This is a genomic window from Stenotrophomonas sp. YJH_SMC_17, from assembly GCF_059371655.1.
The window spans coordinates 86,091-105,018 of record NZ_JCAFUU010000002.1 but is presented as its reverse complement, the minus strand read 5'-3'; the positions used below and the strand labels follow the sequence as shown (position 1 = coordinate 105,018).

General features: G+C 66.4%; 17 protein-coding genes. 7 read left to right on the top strand and 10 right to left on the bottom strand.

What is annotated here, in order from left to right:
• Positions 1–35: 35 nt before the first annotated feature.
• The 4 genes from AC5P8Z_RS05640 to rluD are packed head-to-tail and all read right to left on the bottom strand — an operon-like array spanning position 36 to position 2,731.
• Complete coding sequence (locus AC5P8Z_RS05640; RefSeq protein ID WP_295566608.1) at positions 36–473, bottom strand: thiol-disulfide oxidoreductase DCC family protein; 438 nt, start codon at positions 471–473, stop codon at positions 36–38.
• Positions 448–990, bottom strand: a complete 543-nt coding sequence (locus AC5P8Z_RS05635; RefSeq protein WP_495228928.1) for a DUF4166 domain-containing protein — start codon at positions 988–990, stop codon at positions 448–450. Before AC5P8Z_RS05635 ends, AC5P8Z_RS05640 begins: the two co-directional genes overlap by 26 nt.
• Positions 975–1,745 (bottom strand): peptidoglycan editing factor PgeF, encoded by a 771-nt coding sequence (gene pgeF / locus AC5P8Z_RS05630; protein ID WP_495228404.1) that lies wholly within the window; start codon positions 1,743–1,745, stop codon positions 975–977. Before pgeF ends, AC5P8Z_RS05635 begins: the two co-directional genes overlap by 16 nt.
• Complete coding sequence (gene rluD, locus AC5P8Z_RS05625) at positions 1,742–2,731, bottom strand: 23S rRNA pseudouridine(1911/1915/1917) synthase RluD (protein WP_019660164.1); 990 nt, start codon at positions 2,729–2,731, stop codon at positions 1,742–1,744. Before rluD ends, pgeF begins: the two co-directional genes overlap by 4 nt.
• A 113-nt stretch (positions 2,732–2,844) precedes the next feature.
• On the opposite strand from rluD, the gene AC5P8Z_RS05620 reads away from it, so the two are divergent.
• Positions 2,845–3,732 carry an outer membrane protein assembly factor BamD gene (locus tag AC5P8Z_RS05620; protein WP_286069611.1) on the top strand — a complete coding sequence of 296 codons (888 nt, stop codon included), beginning with the start codon at positions 2,845–2,847 and terminating at the stop codon, positions 3,730–3,732.
• Between the two features lie 179 nt (positions 3,733–3,911).
• Positions 3,912–5,102, top strand: a complete 1,191-nt coding sequence (locus AC5P8Z_RS05615) for an alpha/beta hydrolase (RefSeq protein ID WP_495228402.1) — start codon at positions 3,912–3,914, stop codon at positions 5,100–5,102.
• 81 nt (positions 5,103–5,183) lie between these two features.
• Here the strand turns inward: AC5P8Z_RS05615 and AC5P8Z_RS05610 are convergent, their stop codons facing one another.
• The 3 genes from AC5P8Z_RS05610 to sucC form a co-directional block, all read right to left on the bottom strand.
• The gene (locus AC5P8Z_RS05610) at positions 5,184–6,818 is read right to left on the bottom strand and encodes an NAD+ synthase (protein ID WP_286069613.1); all 1,635 of its coding nucleotides are present in this window, start codon (positions 6,816–6,818) and stop codon (positions 5,184–5,186) included.
• A 224-nt stretch (positions 6,819–7,042) separates the two neighbouring features.
• Positions 7,043–7,918 (bottom strand): succinate--CoA ligase subunit alpha, encoded by an 876-nt coding sequence (sucD, locus tag AC5P8Z_RS05605; RefSeq protein ID WP_005410793.1) that lies wholly within the window; start codon positions 7,916–7,918, stop codon positions 7,043–7,045.
• Positions 7,919–7,939: 21 nt separating this feature from the next.
• Positions 7,940–9,109, bottom strand: a complete 1,170-nt coding sequence (sucC, locus tag AC5P8Z_RS05600; protein WP_004154430.1) for an ADP-forming succinate--CoA ligase subunit beta — start codon at positions 9,107–9,109, stop codon at positions 7,940–7,942.
• Between the two features lie 357 nt (positions 9,110–9,466).
• On the opposite strand from sucC, the gene AC5P8Z_RS05595 reads away from it, so the two are divergent.
• Both AC5P8Z_RS05595 and AC5P8Z_RS05590 read left to right on the top strand, forming a co-directional pair.
• Positions 9,467–11,080, top strand: coding sequence for a sensor histidine kinase (locus AC5P8Z_RS05595; protein WP_495228400.1), 1,614 nt, complete (start codon positions 9,467–9,469; stop codon positions 11,078–11,080).
• A gap of 60 nt (positions 11,081–11,140) precedes the next feature.
• Positions 11,141–12,514, top strand: a complete 1,374-nt coding sequence (locus tag AC5P8Z_RS05590; RefSeq protein ID WP_286069617.1) for a sigma-54-dependent transcriptional regulator — start codon at positions 11,141–11,143, stop codon at positions 12,512–12,514.
• A gap of 217 nt (positions 12,515–12,731) precedes the next feature.
• Here AC5P8Z_RS05590 and pilB read toward each other — a convergent pair whose 3' ends face one another.
• From pilB to AC5P8Z_RS05575, 3 genes are all read right to left on the bottom strand, one after another.
• Positions 12,732–14,462, bottom strand: coding sequence for a type IV-A pilus assembly ATPase PilB (gene pilB / locus AC5P8Z_RS05585; RefSeq protein ID WP_495228398.1), 1,731 nt, complete (start codon positions 14,460–14,462; stop codon positions 12,732–12,734).
• Positions 14,463–14,682: 220 nt separating this feature from the next.
• Positions 14,683–15,090: a pilin gene (locus tag AC5P8Z_RS05580; RefSeq protein ID WP_495228397.1), complete on the bottom strand. Its 408-nt coding sequence runs from the start codon at positions 15,088–15,090 to the stop codon at positions 14,683–14,685.
• Positions 15,091–15,241: 151 nt separating this feature from the next.
• Positions 15,242–15,664, bottom strand: coding sequence for a pilin (locus tag AC5P8Z_RS05575; RefSeq protein WP_295566624.1), 423 nt, complete (start codon positions 15,662–15,664; stop codon positions 15,242–15,244).
• A 352-nt stretch (positions 15,665–16,016) separates the two neighbouring features.
• On the opposite strand from AC5P8Z_RS05575, the gene AC5P8Z_RS05570 reads away from it, so the two are divergent.
• Genes AC5P8Z_RS05570 through coaE form a run of 3 tightly spaced genes read left to right on the top strand, consistent with a single transcriptional unit; the run spans position 16,017 to position 18,770 of the window.
• Positions 16,017–17,276 (top strand): type II secretion system F family protein, encoded by a 1,260-nt coding sequence (locus AC5P8Z_RS05570; RefSeq protein WP_286069619.1) that lies wholly within the window; start codon positions 16,017–16,019, stop codon positions 17,274–17,276.
• A gap of 7 nt (positions 17,277–17,283) precedes the next feature.
• Positions 17,284–18,147, top strand: coding sequence for a prepilin peptidase (locus tag AC5P8Z_RS05565; RefSeq protein WP_286069620.1), 864 nt, complete (start codon positions 17,284–17,286; stop codon positions 18,145–18,147).
• An 11-nt stretch (positions 18,148–18,158) separates the two neighbouring features.
• The gene (gene coaE, locus AC5P8Z_RS05560; protein WP_495228395.1) at positions 18,159–18,770 is read left to right on the top strand and encodes a dephospho-CoA kinase; all 612 of its coding nucleotides are present in this window, start codon (positions 18,159–18,161) and stop codon (positions 18,768–18,770) included.
• Positions 18,771–18,928 lie beyond the last annotated feature (158 nt).

Here is an 18,928-nt window from a genome sequence, read left to right as displayed (position 1 = left end):
CGTCGAGCTTGCTCGACGCTACAGAAGACAGGCGATCAATCCAGGAACCGCGCGAGGTGTTCCGGCGCCGGCAGGTGGCACGCATCATGCCTGCCAAACCAGCGGTAGCGGTTGCGCGCCAGCACGCGATACGCGGCATCCCGCCAGCCGCGCGGCACTGACCGCAGCACGCAGGTCAGGCGCCAGGCACCGCCCAGCCCCGCCAGCACGCGCAGGATCGCATCGGTATCGGTCCACGCGCCCTGCGTATCCAGCAGCAGGAACGAGGCCGGGTCCTGCGGGTCCAGCCCGTGCGTGCGCAGCAGTGCGCTGCCCTGCGCGCCCTGCATCGCTGCGAAGCGGTAGCGCCCGTTGCGGTCGAAACGCAGCAGGAACCGCACCCATCGGCTGCACAGCGCGCAGACGCCGTCGAACACGATCACCGCGCTGCCGCCATCGGCAGCCGCCTCACTGCGGTTCGAGCCAGCCTTCATAGCGGATCAGCGCTCCCACCCAGGGCAAAGTCACATCGACCAGGAAAGTGTAGCGCTCACCCTGCCAGGCTTCACGGCAGCGCACGCCACCAAACCAGCGCCCCGGTAGCGGTAGCGGCCCGAACGCCCAGACCCGGCGCACCGACCAGTCGATGCCACCCTCGCGGGCCTGCAGGTCGAATTCGAAGCGCACCGCGCCCAGATGCTCGCGCAGGTATCCCTCATGCGCCCACAGCCGCGACACCATCGGCCAGCGACCAAAGCGCCGCGCCCATTGTTCGCCCTGCCCGTGTGTGCTGAATACCACTTCGGTTGGCAGCGCGTCGCCGCTCTTCGGCAACCGTGCCACTGCGGCCAGCAGCGGCACCAGCCCGTGACGCCCGCGCTGGATCCGCGCCTTCCCCACGTAGCGGCACGGCTGTGGTGCGGCGTGCAGCGCCTGCACCGGCGGTGCCAGGGTGGCGAAGGCCGGCCCCAGTACCCGTGCAAACAGGGGCGTAGTCAGGGTGCGATCCAGGCCAGCGTCGCCATGCGTCCGGTGCGGCGGTCGCGCCGGTGCGAGTACAGGTCCGGATCGGCCATGGTCGACACCGTGCCGCCGTATACCTGCGCCGGGTCCATGCCCGCCGCCTGCAGGCGCTGGCGGGCCAACGCGAACAGATCCACCTTCCAATGACCTGCGCGGGTCGCTGCGAACGCCACCTCGGCGGCCGGATCGTGTCCGACGAAGGCGTGGTAGACCTCTTCACCGATCTCGTAATCGGCCGGCCCGGCGGCCGGTCCCAGCCAGGCGCGCAACTGCGCCGGCGGCGTCTGCATGGCCGCCACGGTGGCCTCCAGCATGCCGTCGGCCAGGCCACGCCAGCCGGCATGCGCCGCGCCCACCTCACTGCCATCGGCGGCGGCGAACACCACCGGCAGGCAGTCGGCGGTCAGGATCGCCAGCACCACGCCGGGCACCGAGGTCACCGCGGCGTCGGCCACCGGCTCGGCGGCACCCGGCACCGGCGGCGCGTTGAAGCGCAGCACGGTGCTGCTGTGCACCTGGCGCAGCCAGTGCGGTGCCGACGGCAACGCCAGCCCCTGCTGCAGCAGCTGGCGGTTGTGCTCGACGTTGGCCGGGGTGTCACCCTCGGCCGCGTGCCGGTTGCCCAGGTTGAACTGCGCGAACGGTGCCGGCGAGATGCCCGCGCCATGCCGGCGCGTGGTCAGCGCGTGGACGCCCGGAGGCGCCGGCCAGTCGGCCTTCAGCAACGGCAGCGCGGTGGTCACCAGCGGTCCCGCTCGCGCGCGGCGAAGGCTTCGCTGTCTTCGCGCAGCACCTTCATCAGGTGCAGCATGTCCTCGGGCACCGGCGCGGTATTGCGCACCGGCTCACCGGTGATCGGGTGGGTGAACTCCAGGGTCTCGGCATGCAGGGCCTGGCGCTTGAAGCCGCGCAGCGCGGCCACCAACTCGTCGCTTGCGCCCTTGGGCAGCTTCAGCGCACCGCCGTACAGCGGGTCACCGATGATCGGATGGCGCACGTGCGCCATGTGCACGCGGATCTGGTGGGTACGCCCGGTTTCCAGGCGGCACTCCAGCGCGGTGTGCGCACGGAAGCGCTCGCGCAGTCGGTAGTGGGTGATCGCCTCCTTGCCGTCCTCGCGCACCGCCATCTTCAGGCGGTCGCGCGGATGGCGGTCGATCGGGGCATCGGCGGTGCCACCGGCCACCAGCGCACCCATCACGATCGCCAGGTACTGGCGATGCACGTCGCGTGCGGCCAGCTGCTCGACCAGCGCGGTCTGCGCTTCCAGGGTCTTGGCCACCACCATCACGCCGCTGGTGTCCTTGTCCAGGCGATGCACGATGCCAGCGCGCGGCAGCACCGCCACCGACGGGTCGCGGAACAGCAGGGCGTTGACCAGGGTGCCGCTGTGGTTGCCGGCCCCCGGGTGCACCACCAGGCCGACCGGCTTGTTGATCACCAGCAGGTGCTCATCCTCGAACAGCACGTCCAGCGGGATGTCCTCCGGCTGGGCGTCGGTCTGGGTTTCCAGCACCACGTTGAGGGTCACCACCTCGCCGCCGCGCAGCGGATCGCGCGGGCGCACCTGGGCGCCATCCAGCAGCACCTCCCCCGCCTTGATCCACTCGGTCAGGCGCGAACGCGAGTATTCGGGGAACAGTTCGGCCACGACGGCGTCGAAACGGCGGCCGGCAGCGGTGTCGGGGACGATGGCCTGGCGGGCCGATTCAGAGGGTTGTTCAGACATGGCAGGGGGCATTCTTTGAAATTTTGGGGTCCCGGCGGCCGGTTTCAGTCGCTGGACAGGACACTAGGCTATCATCGACCCTTCGTATTCCAGCCGCGTCCCGCCTCGACCTCATGATCCGACGCTCCTCCATGCTCTCCGCGCCCGTCCGCCTCACCGCCCTGCTGCTGGTGCTGGTCATCGCCGCCACCGGCTGCCACCGTGGCGCCAAGAAGGGCGATCGGCCCGATGAAGGGACGCCGGTCGAACAGTTGTACGAGAAGAGCCACAAGCTTATGCAGGGTGGCAACTGGAGCGGGGCTGAATCCAGTTTCCGCCGCCTGGTGGCCCAGTATCCGTACGGTCCGTACACCGAACAGGCGATGATCGAAACCGCCTACGCGCAGTACAAGGCCGGCAAGCACGATGATGCGGTGTCCAGCATCGACCGCTTCATCCGTACCTACCCGACCCACCGCAACATCGCGTACATGTACTACCTGCGCGGCCTGGCCAACTCCAACCGCAGTACGGTTTTCCTGCGTCGCGTATGGTCCCTGGACGCCAGCCGCCGTGATCTGTCCACGCCGCACCAGGCGTATTCGGACTTCAACATTGTGGTTGACCGTTACCCGAACAGCCGCTACGCCGCCGATGCACGCCAGCGCATGCTGGAACTGCGTGACGTGTTTGCCCAGCACGAGCTGGACAACGCCCTGTACTACATGCGCCGCGGCGCCTGGGTCTCGGCCGTCGGCCGCGCCAACTACCTGCTGGAAACCTATCCGCAGAGCGCGTTCCAGTACGACGCCGTGGCCGTCCTGGCCGATTCCTACACCCACCTGGGCAACAAGACCCTGGCCGACGACGCCCGCCGCGTCCTGCAGCTGAACCAGCCGGACCACCCGTGGCTGGAAGGCAAGTGGCCGAAGTACCCGTGGATGATCCGCAAGCTGAACCCGTTCGCCGGCGAGAAGTCCGCCAGCACCGGCCAGCGCAACGCGCGACTGGAAAAGAAATAAGAAAGCAGAGGGCCCCGCAAGGGGCCCTTTCTTTGTGGGTAGGTCCAGGCCATGCGTGGATGGTTCGCTGGCGCTAGGAATACTACGAATTCCCTGCCGTTGCGATGCCGTTCCCAGACCGCACGCGCACCGCCCTCCACACTCCGGCGCACGGCCATTTCCGCCTGTCTGGAGTCCACATGTCCCCATCCGTTTTCCGCGCCCGCCCGTTGCTGGCCGCCGTCACCGCTGCCCTGCTGGGCCTGCCCATCGCCGTCCAGGCCGCAGAGCCGGGCGAGCTGCTCAGCGCAGCGCCCTATCGTGCCGCCTGGGTGCCCTCCAAGGCATCCCAGGCGTACCTGCTCAGCTACCGCACGCCCGATCATCACGGCCGGTTGGCGCAGGGCACCGGTCTGCTCTATCTGCCGGCAGGCACGGCGCCAGCGGGCGGCTGGCCGGTTGTTTCCTGGGCACATGGCACCCAGGGCATCGCCGATCACTGCGCGCCCTCGGTCTCCGGCCCCTACCAACCCGAACGCGACGGGCGCTTCCTCGATCAGTTCCTGGCACAGGGCTACGCCGTCGTCGCCGCGGACTACCAAGGCCTCGGAACTCCAGGCGACCATGCCTACCTGCACGTGCGCACTGCCGCGCGCAACGCCATCGATCTCGTCAAGGCCAGCCACCAGTTACTCGGCAACCGCCTTTCCCCCCGCTGGGTCTCGGTGGGTCATTCGCAGGGCGGCGCCGCCGCGCTCACTGCAGGCTACCTCGCGCCCACCTACGGTGGGGCGTCGTTGCGTTACCGCGGCAGCTTCACCACGGGAACGCCCACCGCCGTGGAGCTGACCGCCCTGGTGATGAAGCCGGACAACCGCGTCGCCAATCCCGGCGCGCTCGACGCGTATCACGCTTATCTGCTCGACGGCCTGTTGCAGGTTGCACCGCAGATCGACCGCGTCCTCAGCGATGAAGGCCGCGCGCGGGTCGCGCTGGCGCGCCAGCAATGCCTGGGCGAGCTGGCGGCCACATTGGAGGGGGCCGATACCGGGTCGATGTTCAGCGCACCACTGACCAGCGTGCCCGGCATCTGGGCTTTGCTTCACGACTATCTGGGCGTACCACGCCGCGGTTTCAGCCAGCCGTTGATGCTGGGCCATGGCAGCGAAGACCGCGATGTGCCTTATCTGACCACCCTGCTGTATGCCGCAGGCCTGACCCTGCGAGGCGAGCCGGTAGCATTCCGTCGATATCCGGTTGACCATCGAGGCACGCTGGATGCAGCGGCTGCGGATGGGCTGGCGTTCGTACGCGCTCGCCTGGCGGATGCCCGTTTCGACGAAGCCGCCGAAGGCATCGGCCTGGAAAAACTGCTGGACGCCGCGCAGTAGTTCCACGCCCTGCGTGGATGATCGTCGAACACCGTGCGGACCAAGGTCCGCACCTACCCGGGAAGGGGGGCCGGGCCGCCCTTACCCCTTGTAGCCGTTGCTGATCGGGTAACGACGCTCGCGGCCGAACGCGCGACGCGAGACCTTGGGCCCCGGTGCGGCCTGGTGCCGCTTCCACTCGCTGATGCGCACCAGGCGCAGCACGCGGTCAACTACGGCCGCGTCGTAACCGGCGGCGACGATCTCCCCGCGCGACTGTTCCTGATCGATGTAGCGGTACAGGATGCCGTCCAGCACGTCATAGGCCGGCAGGGAGTCCTGGTCCAGCTGGTTCTCGCGCAGTTCGGCCGACGGCGGGCGGCTGATCACCGCCGGCGGGATGACCGGTGCACCACCCACTGTATTGCGCCACTTCGACAGGCCGAACACTTCGGTCTTGTACAGGTCCTTCAGCGGCGCATAGCCACCGCACATGTCGCCGTAGATGGTGGCGTAGCCGACCGCGTACTCGCTCTTGTTGCCGGTGGTCAGCAACAGGCCGCCGAACTTGTTGGCCAACGCCATCAGGATCACCCCGCGGCTGCGCGACTGCAGGTTTTCTTCGGTCACGTCCGGCGCGGTGCCTTCGAACATCGGCGCCAGCGATTCCATCAGGCCCTTGAACGCCGGCTCGATCGAGACCGCCTCCAGCTTCACCCCCAGCGCCCGGCACTGCTCGGCGGCCAGATCATTGGACAGGCCGGCGGTGTAGCGCGACGGCAGGCGCACGGCCGTGACGTTCTCGGCGCCCATCGCGTCCACGGCCAACGCCAGCACCAGCGCCGAATCGATGCCACCGGACAGCCCCAGCCACACCTTCCTGAAGCCATTCTTGCGGCAGTAGTCCTGGATGCCACGGGTAACGGCGCGCCAGGCCAGCGCGTCCATGCTCTCGTCGCCGTCGTCCATCCACACATGCGGCATGAAGCGGCGGGTTTCGCCGTCGTACTCCACCACCAGCCACTGGTCGACGAACGCCGCCGCCGCCGGATGCACGGTACCGTCGCCATCGGCCACCACCGAGGCGCCATCGAACACCAGCGCGTCCTGGCCGCCCACCACGTTGAGGTAGGCGATCGCCGCCCCGCTCTCGCGGGTGCGTGCGGCCAGCACCGCGTCGCGCTGGGCGTGCTTGCCGCGCTCGTAAGGCGAGGCGTTGGGCACCACCACCAGCTGCGCACCGGCGCGCACGGTGTCGGCCAGCGGCTCGGCAAACCACAGGTCTTCGCAGATCAGCAGGCCGACCGGAATGCCATTGACCTCGAACACGCAGCTGCCGCCGTCCGGATCGATATCGAAGTAGCGGCGTTCGTCGAACACGGCGTAATTGGGCAACTCACGCTTGCGGTAGGTCTGCTCGACCAGGCCATCGCGCAGCACGCTGGCCGCGTTGTAGACCACCGCGCCAGCCGCCTGCGGCCAGCCGACCACGGCGGTGATGCCACGGCAGGCCGCGGCGATTCGGGTCATCGCCTGCTCGCACTCGTACAGGAAGCCCGGGCGCAGCAGCAGGTCTTCCGGCGGATAACCACTCACCGCCAGCTCGGGGAACATCACCAGCTCGGCGCCGTACTCATCGCGCGCCTGGCCGATCATCTCGATGATGCGCTCGGTGTTGCCGGCGACATCGCCGACCGGGAAGTCGAACTGCGCCATCGCGATGCGGATCGAAGCCATGGGAATCCAGCCTGTGGTTGCAATGCCGCCATTGTAACGCTGCGCCATGCGCCCGCCGGAGGCGTTCACTGCGTGGACAGCCCCGGCTCAGTAGATCCACGCCGTGCGTGGATGGGCCGACCAGGCGGCCGCCAGACGCAGAAAAGCCGCCCGAGGGCGGCTTTTCCAAAGCAAGCCGAGCGTGGGCTCGGCTCTACAGAATCGGCTGCCAGAGGCAGTCGTTCTTATTTCACCAGCTTGGCGATGGCAGCGCCCAGGTCGCCCGGCGAGCGGACGGTGACGACACCGGCAGCTTCCATGGCGGCGAACTTGCCTTCGGCCGTGCCCTTGCCGCCCGAGGCAATCGCACCGGCGTGGCCCATGCGCTTGCCGGCCGGAGCCGACGCACCGGCGATGAAACCGACGACCGGCTTCTTCACGTGGTTCTTGATGTACTCGGCGCCGGCTTCTTCAGCGTCACCGCCGATTTCGCCAACCATGATGATGCCTTCGGTCTGCGGGTCTTCGTTGAACAGCTTCAGGCAGTCGACGAAGTTCAGGCCGTTGATCGGGTCACCACCGATGCCGATGCAGGTGGACTGGCCCAGGCCGACTTCGGTGGTCTGCTTGACCGCTTCATAGGTCAGGGTGCCCGAACGCGACACGATGCCGATCTTGCCCGGCTGATGGATGTGGCCCGGCATGATGCCGATCTTGCACTCACCCGGGGTGATGACGCCCGGGCAGTTCGGCCCGATCAGCACGGTGTCCGGATGCGAACGGGTCAGCACGTTCTTGACGCGCAGCATGTCCAGCACCGGGATGCCTTCGGTGATGCAGACGATGACCTTGATGCCGGCAGCAGCGGCTTCCAGGATCGCGTCAGCCGCGTACGGCGGCGGCACGTAGATGACCGAGGCATTGGCGCCGGTGCTCTGCACGGCGTCGGCCACGGTGTTGAAGACCGGCAGGTCGATATGGGTGGTGCCACCCTTGCCCGGGGTCACGCCGCCGACAACCTGGGTGCCGTACTCGATCATCTGAGTGGCGTGGAAGGTGCCCTGCTGGCCGGTGAAGCCCTGCACGATCACCTTGGTGTTCTTGTTGATCAAAACAGACATTGGAATTCCTTGGTGTCGGTATCAGGCGGCGTTCTTGACAGCTTCAACGATCTTCTTGGCGCCATCGTTGATGTTGTCAGCCGGGATGATGGCCATGCCGCTGTCACGCAGCAGCTGCTTGCCTTCTTCCACGTTGGTGCCTTCCAGGCGCACCACGACCGGAACCTTGACGCCCACTTCCTTCACGGCGGCGATGATGCCTTCGGCAATCATGTCGCAGCGGACGATGCCGCCGAAGATGTTGACGAAGATGCCTTCGACCTTGTCCGAGGACAGGATCAGCTTGAAGGCTTCGATGACGCGCTGCTTGTTGGCACCGCCGCCCACGTCCAGGAAGTTCGCCGGCTCGCCGCCGTTGAGCTTGATGACGTCCATGGTGGCCATGGCCAGGCCGGCGCCGTTCACCATGCAGCCGATGTTGCCGTCCATGGTGACGTAGTTGATGTCCAGCTCCGAAGCGATCACTTCGGTCGGATCTTCCTGGGTCTTGTCGCGCATGGCGACCAGGGCCTTCTGGCGGAACGCGGCGTTGTCGTCGCTGTCGAACTTGCCGTCCAGCGCGTACAGGTTGCCGTCGTCCAAGATGGCCAGCGGGTTGATTTCAACCAGGGCCAGGTCCTTTTCGTTGAACAGGCGGTACAGGTTCACCATGATGCTGGCGAACTGGCCGGCCTGCTTGGCGGTCAGGCCCAGCTTGAAGCCGAAATCACGGCCGTGGTAGCCCTGCACGCCTTCGACGAAGTCGACGTTCAGCGAGTGGATCAGCTCCGGGGTTTCAGCAGCGACCTGCTCGATTTCCACGCCGCCTTCCGAAGAGGCGATGTAGGTGATGGTCTTGGTACCACGGTCGACCAGCACCGACAGGTACAGTTCCTTGACGATCTCGCCGGCGGTGGTCACCAGCACCAGGTTGACCGGCAGTTCAACGCCTGCGGTCTGGTAGGTGGCCATCTTGGTGCCGAGCATCTTGGCCGCAGCGGCCTTCACATCGTCGGTGGTCTTGCAGAACTTGACGCCGCCAGCCTTGCCGCGGCCGCCAGCGTGGATCTGCGCCTTGACCATCCAGGGGCCCTGGCCCAGGGAGTTGGCAGCGGCAACCGCTTCGTCCGGGGTCGCAGCGACCTTGCCGGCCGGGACCGGGATGCCGTACTCGGCAAGCAGTTGTTTTGACTGGTATTCGTGGAAATTCATGCGTCACCGTGGGAATAGGAACGACCGCACGCAATTCCTCAGGGCCCCGGCGGGGCGCCGGCATGGACCGCGGCGGGCCCACTATTGTGGCCGAGCCAGCGCCGGGGCGCAAAGAAGTCTGTACAAAACGCCAGACGCGGGCGGATTTTCGCGGTCATTCAGGCAGTTGCACCCAGGCCGGGGCTGGCCACCAGTGTCCGCAACGTGCCAAATGCGCGATCCGGCTCACGTCGGCGGCGCCCGGCCGGGGGCCCTATACTGGCCTTCGCAAACGCGACGTGCCGGCCCGGCATCAGGGGACGCCGGCCAGGCCCGCCGCAGAATCCACACCCAGGCAGCCAGAAGGGGAGTTCCGGCGTGTCACCCAGTGCTTCATTGATCGACCGCATCGAATCGATTCCGCGGCGTGAACTGTATTTCTTCGCGCTGTACCGGGTGCTGATCGCTACGGTCATCGCCGCCCTGCTCTACAGCCCCTTGTCGGCCATGGTCGGCGAAGCCCATCACCCGCGGCTGGCCGATGTCGTTGCGGTCATCTACCTGGCCCTGTCGCTGCTGGCCCTGGTGGTCGGCCGCAACGAACGCTGGCTGCGCCCGATCGTGGTCAGCGGCGTACTGGTGGATATCGTCGCCGCCACCCTGCTGTCGCACGCCCTGCCCGGCGCCAGTGCCGGCATCTCGATGTCGCTGCTGTTCAACATCGCCGCGGCCGCCACCCTGCTGCCGCTCAGCCTGGGGCTGGGCCTGGCACTGGCCGCCAGCCTGGCCACCGGCGTGGAGTACACCTGGAAGCTGCTGGAAGGCGGCGACCCCACCCGCACCCTGGCCGAACTTGCGATGTTCGCCACCAGCTACCTGGCACTGGCCTTCATCAGCTACCAGGTGGGCAACCGCGCCCGCCGCAACCAGCAGCTGGCCAACCAGCGCGGCGATGAAGTGGCCAATCTGTTCCAGATCAACGAACTGATCATCCGCCGCATGCGCACCGGCGTGCTGGTGGTGGACGCCGACAACCGCATCACTCTGGCCAACGAAGCCGCCTCGATGCTGCTGGGCGACAATGAGGGCAACGGCGAAAGCGGTCGCCTGGACCTGGCCAGCGCCGCGCCGGAACTGGCGCGCCGCCTGCAGCGCTGGCGCAATGGCTGGGCGCAGGACGAACTGCCGCTGCAGCTCAACCCCGACCAGCCGGAAGTGCAGCCGCGCTTCGCCCGCCTGCTGGCAGGCAGCGACCTTGCGCTGGTGTTCCTGGATGATTCCAGCGTGGTGTCGCGCCGCGCCGAATCGCTCACCCTCTCGGCCATGGGCCGCTTCTCGGCCAGCCTCGCCCACGAAATCCGCAACCCACTGGCGGCGATCAACTATGCCGTGCAGCTGCTTGAGGAAGGTACCGGCTTCAACGAGAGTGACCGCCGCCTGCTGCAGATCATCCGCCAGCAGTGCCAGCGCACCAACGGCATCGTCGAAAGCGTGCTGGGCCTGGCCCGGCGCGAGCGCGCCACGCCCGAGAACGTGGACCTGGCCGCCTTCGTGCGCCGCTTCGTGCTGGAGTACAAGCAGGGCCAGACACTGGAGACCGACAGCATCGAACCGATCATCAATGACAGTTCGGTGATGGCCCAGGTTGACGCGAAGCATCTCTACCAAGTGCTGACCGTGCTGGTGCACAACGCACTGAAGTACGGCCGCATCGGCCAGCAACCGGCGCGGGTGCGGCTGCGCGTGGCCCAGCACGAACGCAGCGCGGTGATCGACGTGATGGACCGTGGCCCGGGCATCCCCGAGAGCGTGGCCGTACAGCTGTTCCGGCCCTTCTTCACGACGTCCGAGCATGGCACCGGGCTGGGCCTGTACATCGCACGCGAGCTGTGCCGCGCCAACCAGGCCCGCCTGGACTACATCGCGGTGCCGGCCGGTGGCTCCTGCTTCCGCCTGGTGCTACCCGGCCCGCATACGCTGCTGCCCAGCTGATTCCAACTCTGTGCGTCAAACATTTGTCGCTTCCAACCGCCTCGTTTATCTTTCACGCCCATGAATGAAACCCGCAGCGCCCTCGTCGTCGACGACGAACGCGACATCCGCGAACTGCTGGTGCTGACCCTCGGCCGCATGGGGCTGCGCATCAGTACCGCCGCCAACCTGGCCGAGGCACGTGAGCTGCTGGCCAGCAATCCGTACGACCTGTGCATCACCGACATGCGCCTGCCGGACGGCAACGGCATCGAGCTGGTCAGCGAAATCGCCCAGCACTACCCGCGCACGCCGGTGGCGATGATCACCGCCTTCGGCAGCATGGATCTGGCGGTGGAGGCGCTGAAGGCCGGTGCCTTCGACTTCGTCAGCAAGCCAGTGGACATCTCGGTGCTGCGTGGGCTGGTCAAGCACGCGCTGGAACTCAACAACAGCGAACGGCCTGCGCCCGGCCCCGCCACCGAACAGGCAGCGCGCCTGCTCGGCGCTTCGCCGGCCATGGACGTACTGCGCACCACCATCAGCAAGGTCGCGCGCAGCCAGGCGCCGGTCTACATCCTCGGTGAATCCGGGGTTGGCAAGGAGCTGGTCGCTCGCACGATCCACGCCCAGGGTGCGCGTGCGGCAGGGCCGTTCGTGCCGGTCAACTGCGGCGCCATTCCCGGCGAGTTGATGGAGAGCGAGTTCTTCGGCCACCGCAAGGGCAGCTTCAGCGGCGCCCACGCCGACAAGCCGGGCCTGTTCCAGGCCGCGCACGGGGGCACCCTGTTCCTGGACGAAGTAGCCGAGCTGCCGCTGCAGATGCAGGTGAAGCTGCTGCGCGCGATCCAGGAGAAGTCGGTGCGCGCGGTGGGCGCGGCCAACGAAGAGCCGGTGGACGTCCGCATCCTCTCGGCCACCCACAAGGACCTGGCCGAACTGGTCGAGGACGGGCGCTTCCGCCACGATCTGTACTACCGCATCAACGTGATCGAGTTGAAAGTGCCGCCGCTGCGCGAGCGCCGCCAGGACCTGCCGGAACTCGCCGCCGCCGTGCTGGCCCGCCTGGCCCGCAGCCACGGCCGCGCCACCCCGCTGCTGGCGCCGTCCGCGCTGGAGGCGCTGGCCCACTATGCGTTCCCGGGCAATGTGCGCGAGCTGGAGAACATCCTGGAACGCGCGCTGGCACTGGCCGAAGAAGACCGCATCGGCGCCGATGACCTGCGCCTGCCGCAGCACGCGCCGCGTACGCCGGGCAGTGCCGCGCCCGCCGAAGCGGTAGCGGACCTGCAGCCGGGCAGCGCCGCCCTGCCCTCGTACATCGAGCAGCTTGAACGCAGCGCCATCCAGCGTGCGCTGGAAGAGAACCGCTGGAACAAGACCCGTACCGCCGCGCAGCTGGGCATCACCTTCCGTGCGCTGCGCTACAAGCTGAAAAAACTGGGGATGGAGTAAGGGCCGAACGGCCCGGGCAGGCGCCAACCCTGGTTGGGGTTGCGCCGCCGCGCCATCCACGCATGGCGTGGATCTACTGTGCATTGCGGGGCATCCACGCATGGCGTGGATCTACTGTGCATTGCGGGGCATCCACGCATGGCGTGGATCTACTGTAGAGCCGAGCCCACGCTCGGCTGCTCTCCGGGCCATCAGCCGGGCATGGCCCGGCTCCACCTCAATCCTTGGTGACGCGGTTGATCTCGGCCAGGCTGGTGATACCTGCCGCGGCCTTCTTCAATGCAGACTGGCGCAGGTCATTCACCCCGATCTGCTGCGCCGCCTCGGCAATCTGCAGCGCATTGCCCCCGGCCAGCACGATGGTGGCGATCTCATCGGTCATCGGCATGACCTGGTAGATGCCGGTTCGGCCCTTGTAGCCCTCGGTGCATTCGTCGCAGCCAACGGCCTCGTACAGTTCGATACCCGCATCCAGCTGCGCCTGGGTGAAGCCTTCGGCCAGCAGGGCATGTGCGGGAAGCTCCGAACGCCTCTTGCAGTTGCCGCACAGCCGGCGCGCCAGGCGCTGGGCGATCACCAGCGTCACCGAACTGGTGATGTTGTACGGGGCGATGCCCATGTTCATCAAACGCGCGATGGTCTGCGGCGCGTCGTTGGTATGCAGCGTGGACAGCACCATATGGCCGGTCTGCGCCGCCTTGATCGCGATTTCGGCGGTCTCCAGGTCGCGGATTTCGCCGACCATGATGATGTCCGGATCCTGTCGCAGGAACGAGCGCAGTGCCGCAGCGAAGGTCATGCCGCGCTTGTTGTTCTGCTGCACCTGGTTGACGCCGGGCAGGCGGATTTCCACCGGATCTTCGGCAGTGGAAATGTTGCGCGTCTCATCGTTGAGGATGCCCAGCGCGGTGTACAGCGACACGGTCTTGCCCGAACCGGTCGGGCCGGTCACCAGCACCATGCCGTAGGGCTTGTGGATGGCATCCAGGAACAGCTTCTGCTGGTCCGGCTCGTAACCCAGCTTGTCGATGCCCAGCTTGGCCGCGCTGCCATCGAGGATACGCAGCACCACCTTCTCGCCGAACAGGGTCGGCAGCGTGCTGACGCGGAAGTCGATCTGCTTTGTCTTGGACAGGTTGAGCTTGATGCGCCCGTCCTGCGGCACGCGCTTCTCGGCGATGTCCAGCTGCGCCATCACCTTCAGGCGCGCGGCAATGCGCTGGTTCAACTTCACCGGCGCGCGCGCCACCATTTTCAGCAGGCCGTCGATGCGCAGGCGCACGCGGTAGTCGTCTTCGTAGGGCTCGAAATGGATGTCCGAGGCACCCTTGCGGATCGCGTCCACCAGCACCTTGTTGACGAACTTCACCACCGGGGTGTCGTCGCCCTTGGCGTCGATGCCGGAGTCGCTGCTGGCACCGAGATCCTCGTCGCCGGCCGCCACGTCCAGATTGCCCATGCCCTCGTCGTCGCCCCCCAGCGCGTCGCCGATCGCGTCGTGGCTGGCATGCCACTGCTCCAGCGTGCGACGGATCTGGTCTTCATCGACCAGGATGGGCTCGACCACCAGATTGGTGTGGAACTTGATCTCGTCCAGCGAGTGGGTCGGGTTGCTGGTGCCGACGAACAGCCTGCCACCGCGCTTGAACAGCGGCAGCACGTTGTGCTTGCGCAGCAGCTCCTCGCTGACCAGGTTCATCGCGTTCTGGCTGGCGTCGAAGGTGGACACGTCGAAAAGCGGCATGCCGAACTCGACCGCGTTGGCGGCGGCCAGCTGCGAGGCATTGACCAGCTTGTTCTGCGCGAACCACGTTGGCAGTGGCTGGCGGGCGGCCGCGGCCTTGGCCATGGCGTCGCGGGCGGAGGCCTCGTCCAGGGCCCCGTCCTGCACCAGGCGACGGGCCAGGCCGGTGATGCCGACAAGATTGGCGGTGGTGACAGCGTTCATATGAATCCTTGGCTCATGGGGTCATGCCATGCCGTGCGTCTTGCACGGACACCGCACGGGGCAGCAGAACCCGCCGCGACCCAACGGCCACCGGCATCGCCAATCCATGAGCAACACTGCCTTGCCCGGCATTCCCGGCCTGGCAGGCACGATCCTGACTCCCCCGGGGATGATAGCCCCGTCAAGGGCCGGCCAGCATCCCATTGAAGCTGAAGTGTGATCAGCAGCCGGTCGGACGATAGCGCGCTTCGAACGCGCTGCCATCGCAGCTCCAGATGCCCTCGGCGGAGCGGCGCAGGATCAGGTCGTTGCCGTCCAGCGCGCTGTGGCCTTTCAAGGTGCAGCTGATGTGGCCGACGCCGGATTCGCTGAGCTCGGCTTCGACCTTGGAGCAGTGGGCGTTCTGGGCACCGCCGATAAGTTGAGGTGTGACCTCACTGACAGGACGTCCCTGATAGACAACGATCTCCACCAGCGTCTTGCCAGGGCTGATGTCGGCCAGCGCGGCCGTCAACTGGGTGCGAACGATGTAAGGCTGAAATGCCACCATTGCGATCGCGGCAAGTATGGCAATGATGGCCACCACGATCATCAGCTCGATGAGCGTGAAGCCCTTCTGTGTGTTCATGACTCCCCCTGTTTGATCCAGCAATCCCCATTGCTGTGTGCTGACCGGGATTCGCATTCCAGTCAGCACAAGGCCCGCCGAAGCGGGCCTTGTGTCTCCTCACGAGGGCCTAGTCAAACCTAAACTACTAAGCCTGGTGGGTCCGATTGAATTACTTACAACCCTTCGGAATGAACTTGGCATCGACAGCCGAAGTCTGACAAACGAAACCACCTGCCACCGCAGCCTCGCCCTCACCAGACGCCTGCGTGTAATTCAGCGAGATCGTTGAATTCTCACCGATACGGCCCGGATCACGAATGGTGCACTTCATGCCACCCTCAGTCACATCGATAGCACTGCAGCTACCGGTTTCCTTGCTCTGGAAGCCAGCGGTTGCCAGCGTCGGCTTGTTGCCGTTGCTGACTTCCATCTCAAACTGGGTCTTGTGCGAGGCCAGGTCGGCCAGCGCAGCGGTGACCTTCGACTTCGAGGTGTAGTCCTGGTAGGCCGGCAGTGCGATGGCGGCCAGGATGGCGATGATCGCGACGACGATCATCAGTTCGATAAGGGTGAAGCCCTTCTGGTTCTTCATTGGTACATCCCCAAGATAGTGGTGGTTGAGTTCAGTGCACGGGATCGGACCGGACAGCGCCGGTTGAGCGGGCCCCATGCCCTGCGGGTGGATCAACGCAGGTTGCGTGCCAACCCCGGCACGCCTCCCCCTGGATTTCCCCGCGCCCATGATGGCAGCAATTTCGAGGATGGGAACCCCCCGCTTCCGAATCTGCGATGGACGCGGCAATGTGACGCAGTGCGTCACCTTTGGTCGGCACCCGGCACGAAATCGCACGCTGGGCCGCCCGCCAACTGCCCATCCGGCCTTGAACCCGCTACCATCGATGGCTAGTTACCCGCCTGGGGATGGCGGGTCTTGGGGAGCCAACATGTCTGTCAGTCGCAGTGCGATCAAGAAAGAGCCGGTGGCGCGCGCCACCATGGAGCTGCAGCCGTTTGTCTGGGAGGGGACCGACAAGCGGGGCGTGAAGATGAAGGGCGAGCAGCTGGCCAAGAACGCCAACCTGCTGCGCGCCGAGCTGCGCCGCCAGGGCATCAACCCGGGCCAGGTCAAGCCCAAGTCGAAACCGCTGTTCGGTGCCGCCGGCAGCCCGGTCAAGCCCAAGGACATCGCCTTCTTCAGCCGGCAGATGGCCACGATGATGAAATCCGGCGTGCCGATCGTGTCGGCGCTGGACATCATCGCCAGCGGGCACAAGAACCCGCGGATGAAGAAGATGGTCGATACCATCCGCACCGACATCGAGGGAGGCTCCTCGATGTACGAGGCGGTCAGCAAGCACCCGGTGCAGTTCGATGAGCTGTACCGCAACCTGGTGCGGGCCGGCGAAGGCGCTGGCGTGCTGGAAACCGTGCTGGACACGGTGGCCACCTACAAGGAAAACATCGAAGCGCTGAAGGGCAAGATCAAGAAAGCGCTGTTCTACCCGATCATGGTGGTGGTGGTGGCCATGCTGGTCAGCGGCATCATGCTGGTGTTCGTGGTGCCGCAGTTCGAGGACGTGTTCAAGAGCTTCGGCGCTGACCTTCCCGCCTTCACCCAGATGGTGGTGAACCTGTCGAGATTCATGGTGTCGTGGTGGTGGCTGATGCTGCTGATCGCGATCGGCACCGCGGTCGGTGCGATCATGGCCTACAAGCGCTCACCGAAGATGCAGCACGCGATGGACCGGTTCGTGCTGAAGGTTCCGGTGATCGGGCAGATCATGCACAACAGCGCCATCGCCCGCTTCTCGCGTACCACCGCGGTGACCTTCAAGGCCGGCGTCCCGCTGGTGGAGGCGCTGGGCATCGTGGCCGGCGCCACCGGCAATACCGTGTACGAGGAGGCGGTGCTGCGCATGCGCGACGACGTCTCGGTGGGTTACCCGGTGAACATGTCGATGAAGCAGACCAACCTGTTCCCGCACATGGTCATCCAGATGACCGGCATCGGCGAAGAAGCCGGCGCCTTGGACGCCATGCTGTTCAAGGTGGCTGAGTACTACGAGCAGGAGGTCAACAATTCGGTGGATGCCCTGAGCAGCCTGCTGGAGCCGATGATCATGGTGTTCATTGGTACCATTGTGGGCGGCATGGTGATTGCCATGTATCTTCCCATCTTCAAACTCGGCGCCGTCGTCGGATAACACATACATGGCTTTTCTCGACCAGCATCCCGGCCTCGGCTACCCTGCCGCGGCCGCCCTGGGACTGCTGCTGGGCAGTTTCCTGAACGTTGTCATCCTGCGCCTGCCCAAGCGGCTGGAATGGCAGTGGAAGCGCGATGCGCGCGAGGTCCTGGAGGAACCGGACTTCTATGAACCGCCCCCACCGGGGATCGTGGTCGAGCCGTCGCACTGCCCGCACTGCAAGCACAAGCTGAGCTGGTACGAGAACATCCCCCTGTTCAGCTGGATCATCCAGGGTGGCAAGTGCCGTCACTGCAAGGCACCCATCTCGCTGCAGTACCCGCTGGTGGAGGCGCTGACCTCGGTGCTGGTGCTGGCCTGCGTGTGGCAGTTCGGCTTCGGCTGGCAGGGCTTCGGCGCCATCGTGCTGACCTGCTTCCTGATCGCCCTGTCCGGCATCGACCTGCGCACGCAGCTGCTGCCCGACCAGCTCACCCTGCCGCTGATGTGGCTGGGGCTGATAGGCAACATCGACAATCTGTACATGCCGGCCAAGCCCGCACTGGTCGGTGCGGCGGTGGGTTATCTGTCGCTGTGGATGGTCTGGTGGCTGTTCAAGCAGCTGACCGGCAAGGAAGGCATGGGCCACGGCGATTTCAAGCTGCTGGCGGCGCTCGGCGCCTGGTGCGGCCTGAAGGGCATCCTGCCGATCATCCTGCTTTCGTCGGTGCTGGGCGCCATCATCGGCTCGATCTGGCTTTACAGCCGCGGCCGTGACCGTGCCACGCCGATTCCGTTCGGCCCCTACCTGGCCATCGCCGGCTGGTTGTACTTCATGTGGGGTGCACCGCTGGTAGAGCAGTACATGGTGATGAGCGGGCTGCGCTGAGGGGAGTCCCCATGAGCCGCTATGTGGTTGGCCTGACCGGCGGCATCGCCGCTGGCAAGAGTGAGGTGACCCGGCGCTTCGAGGCGCTGGGGATCGTGGTGGCCGACGCCGACCTGGCCGCCCGGGCCGCGGTCGCCGCCGGCAGCCCCGCCCTGGCCCGTATCGCCGAGCGCTTCGGCGCCGGCATGCTGCTGGCCGATGGCAGCCTGGACCGGGGCCGCCTGCGCGCCCACGTCTTCGCCGATCCGGCAGAACGGACGGCACTGGAAGCCATCACCCACCCGGCCATCCGCCTGCTGATGCAACAGCAGTGCGAGCAGGCTGAAAGCCCTTATGCGATTGCCGCCATTCCGCTGCTGACCGAGGTCGGTGGGCGGAAGGCCTACCCGTGGCTGGACCGGGTGCTGCTGGTGGATGCACCCGAAGCCGTGCAACACGCCCGGCTGATGCAGCGCGATGGCATTGATGCCGCGCTGGCCGACCGGATGATTGCCGCCCAGGCCAGCCGCGCGCAGCGGTTGGCGCTGGCCGATGACGTGGTGGTCAATGATGGGCACCCGGATGAGCTGCAGGCGCAGGTGGAAGCCCTGCACGCACGGTACCTGGGGCTGGCTGGGGGCTGAGGCCGGGTTGCCGGCCAGCGGCCGGCATCACCGGAATGCATCCACGTGTGGCGCGGATCTACTGGTGCGCTCATCCACACGTGGCGTGGATCTACTGGTGTGCTCATCCACGCGTGGCGTGGATCTACTGTAGAGCCGAGCCCATGCTCGGCTCCGGA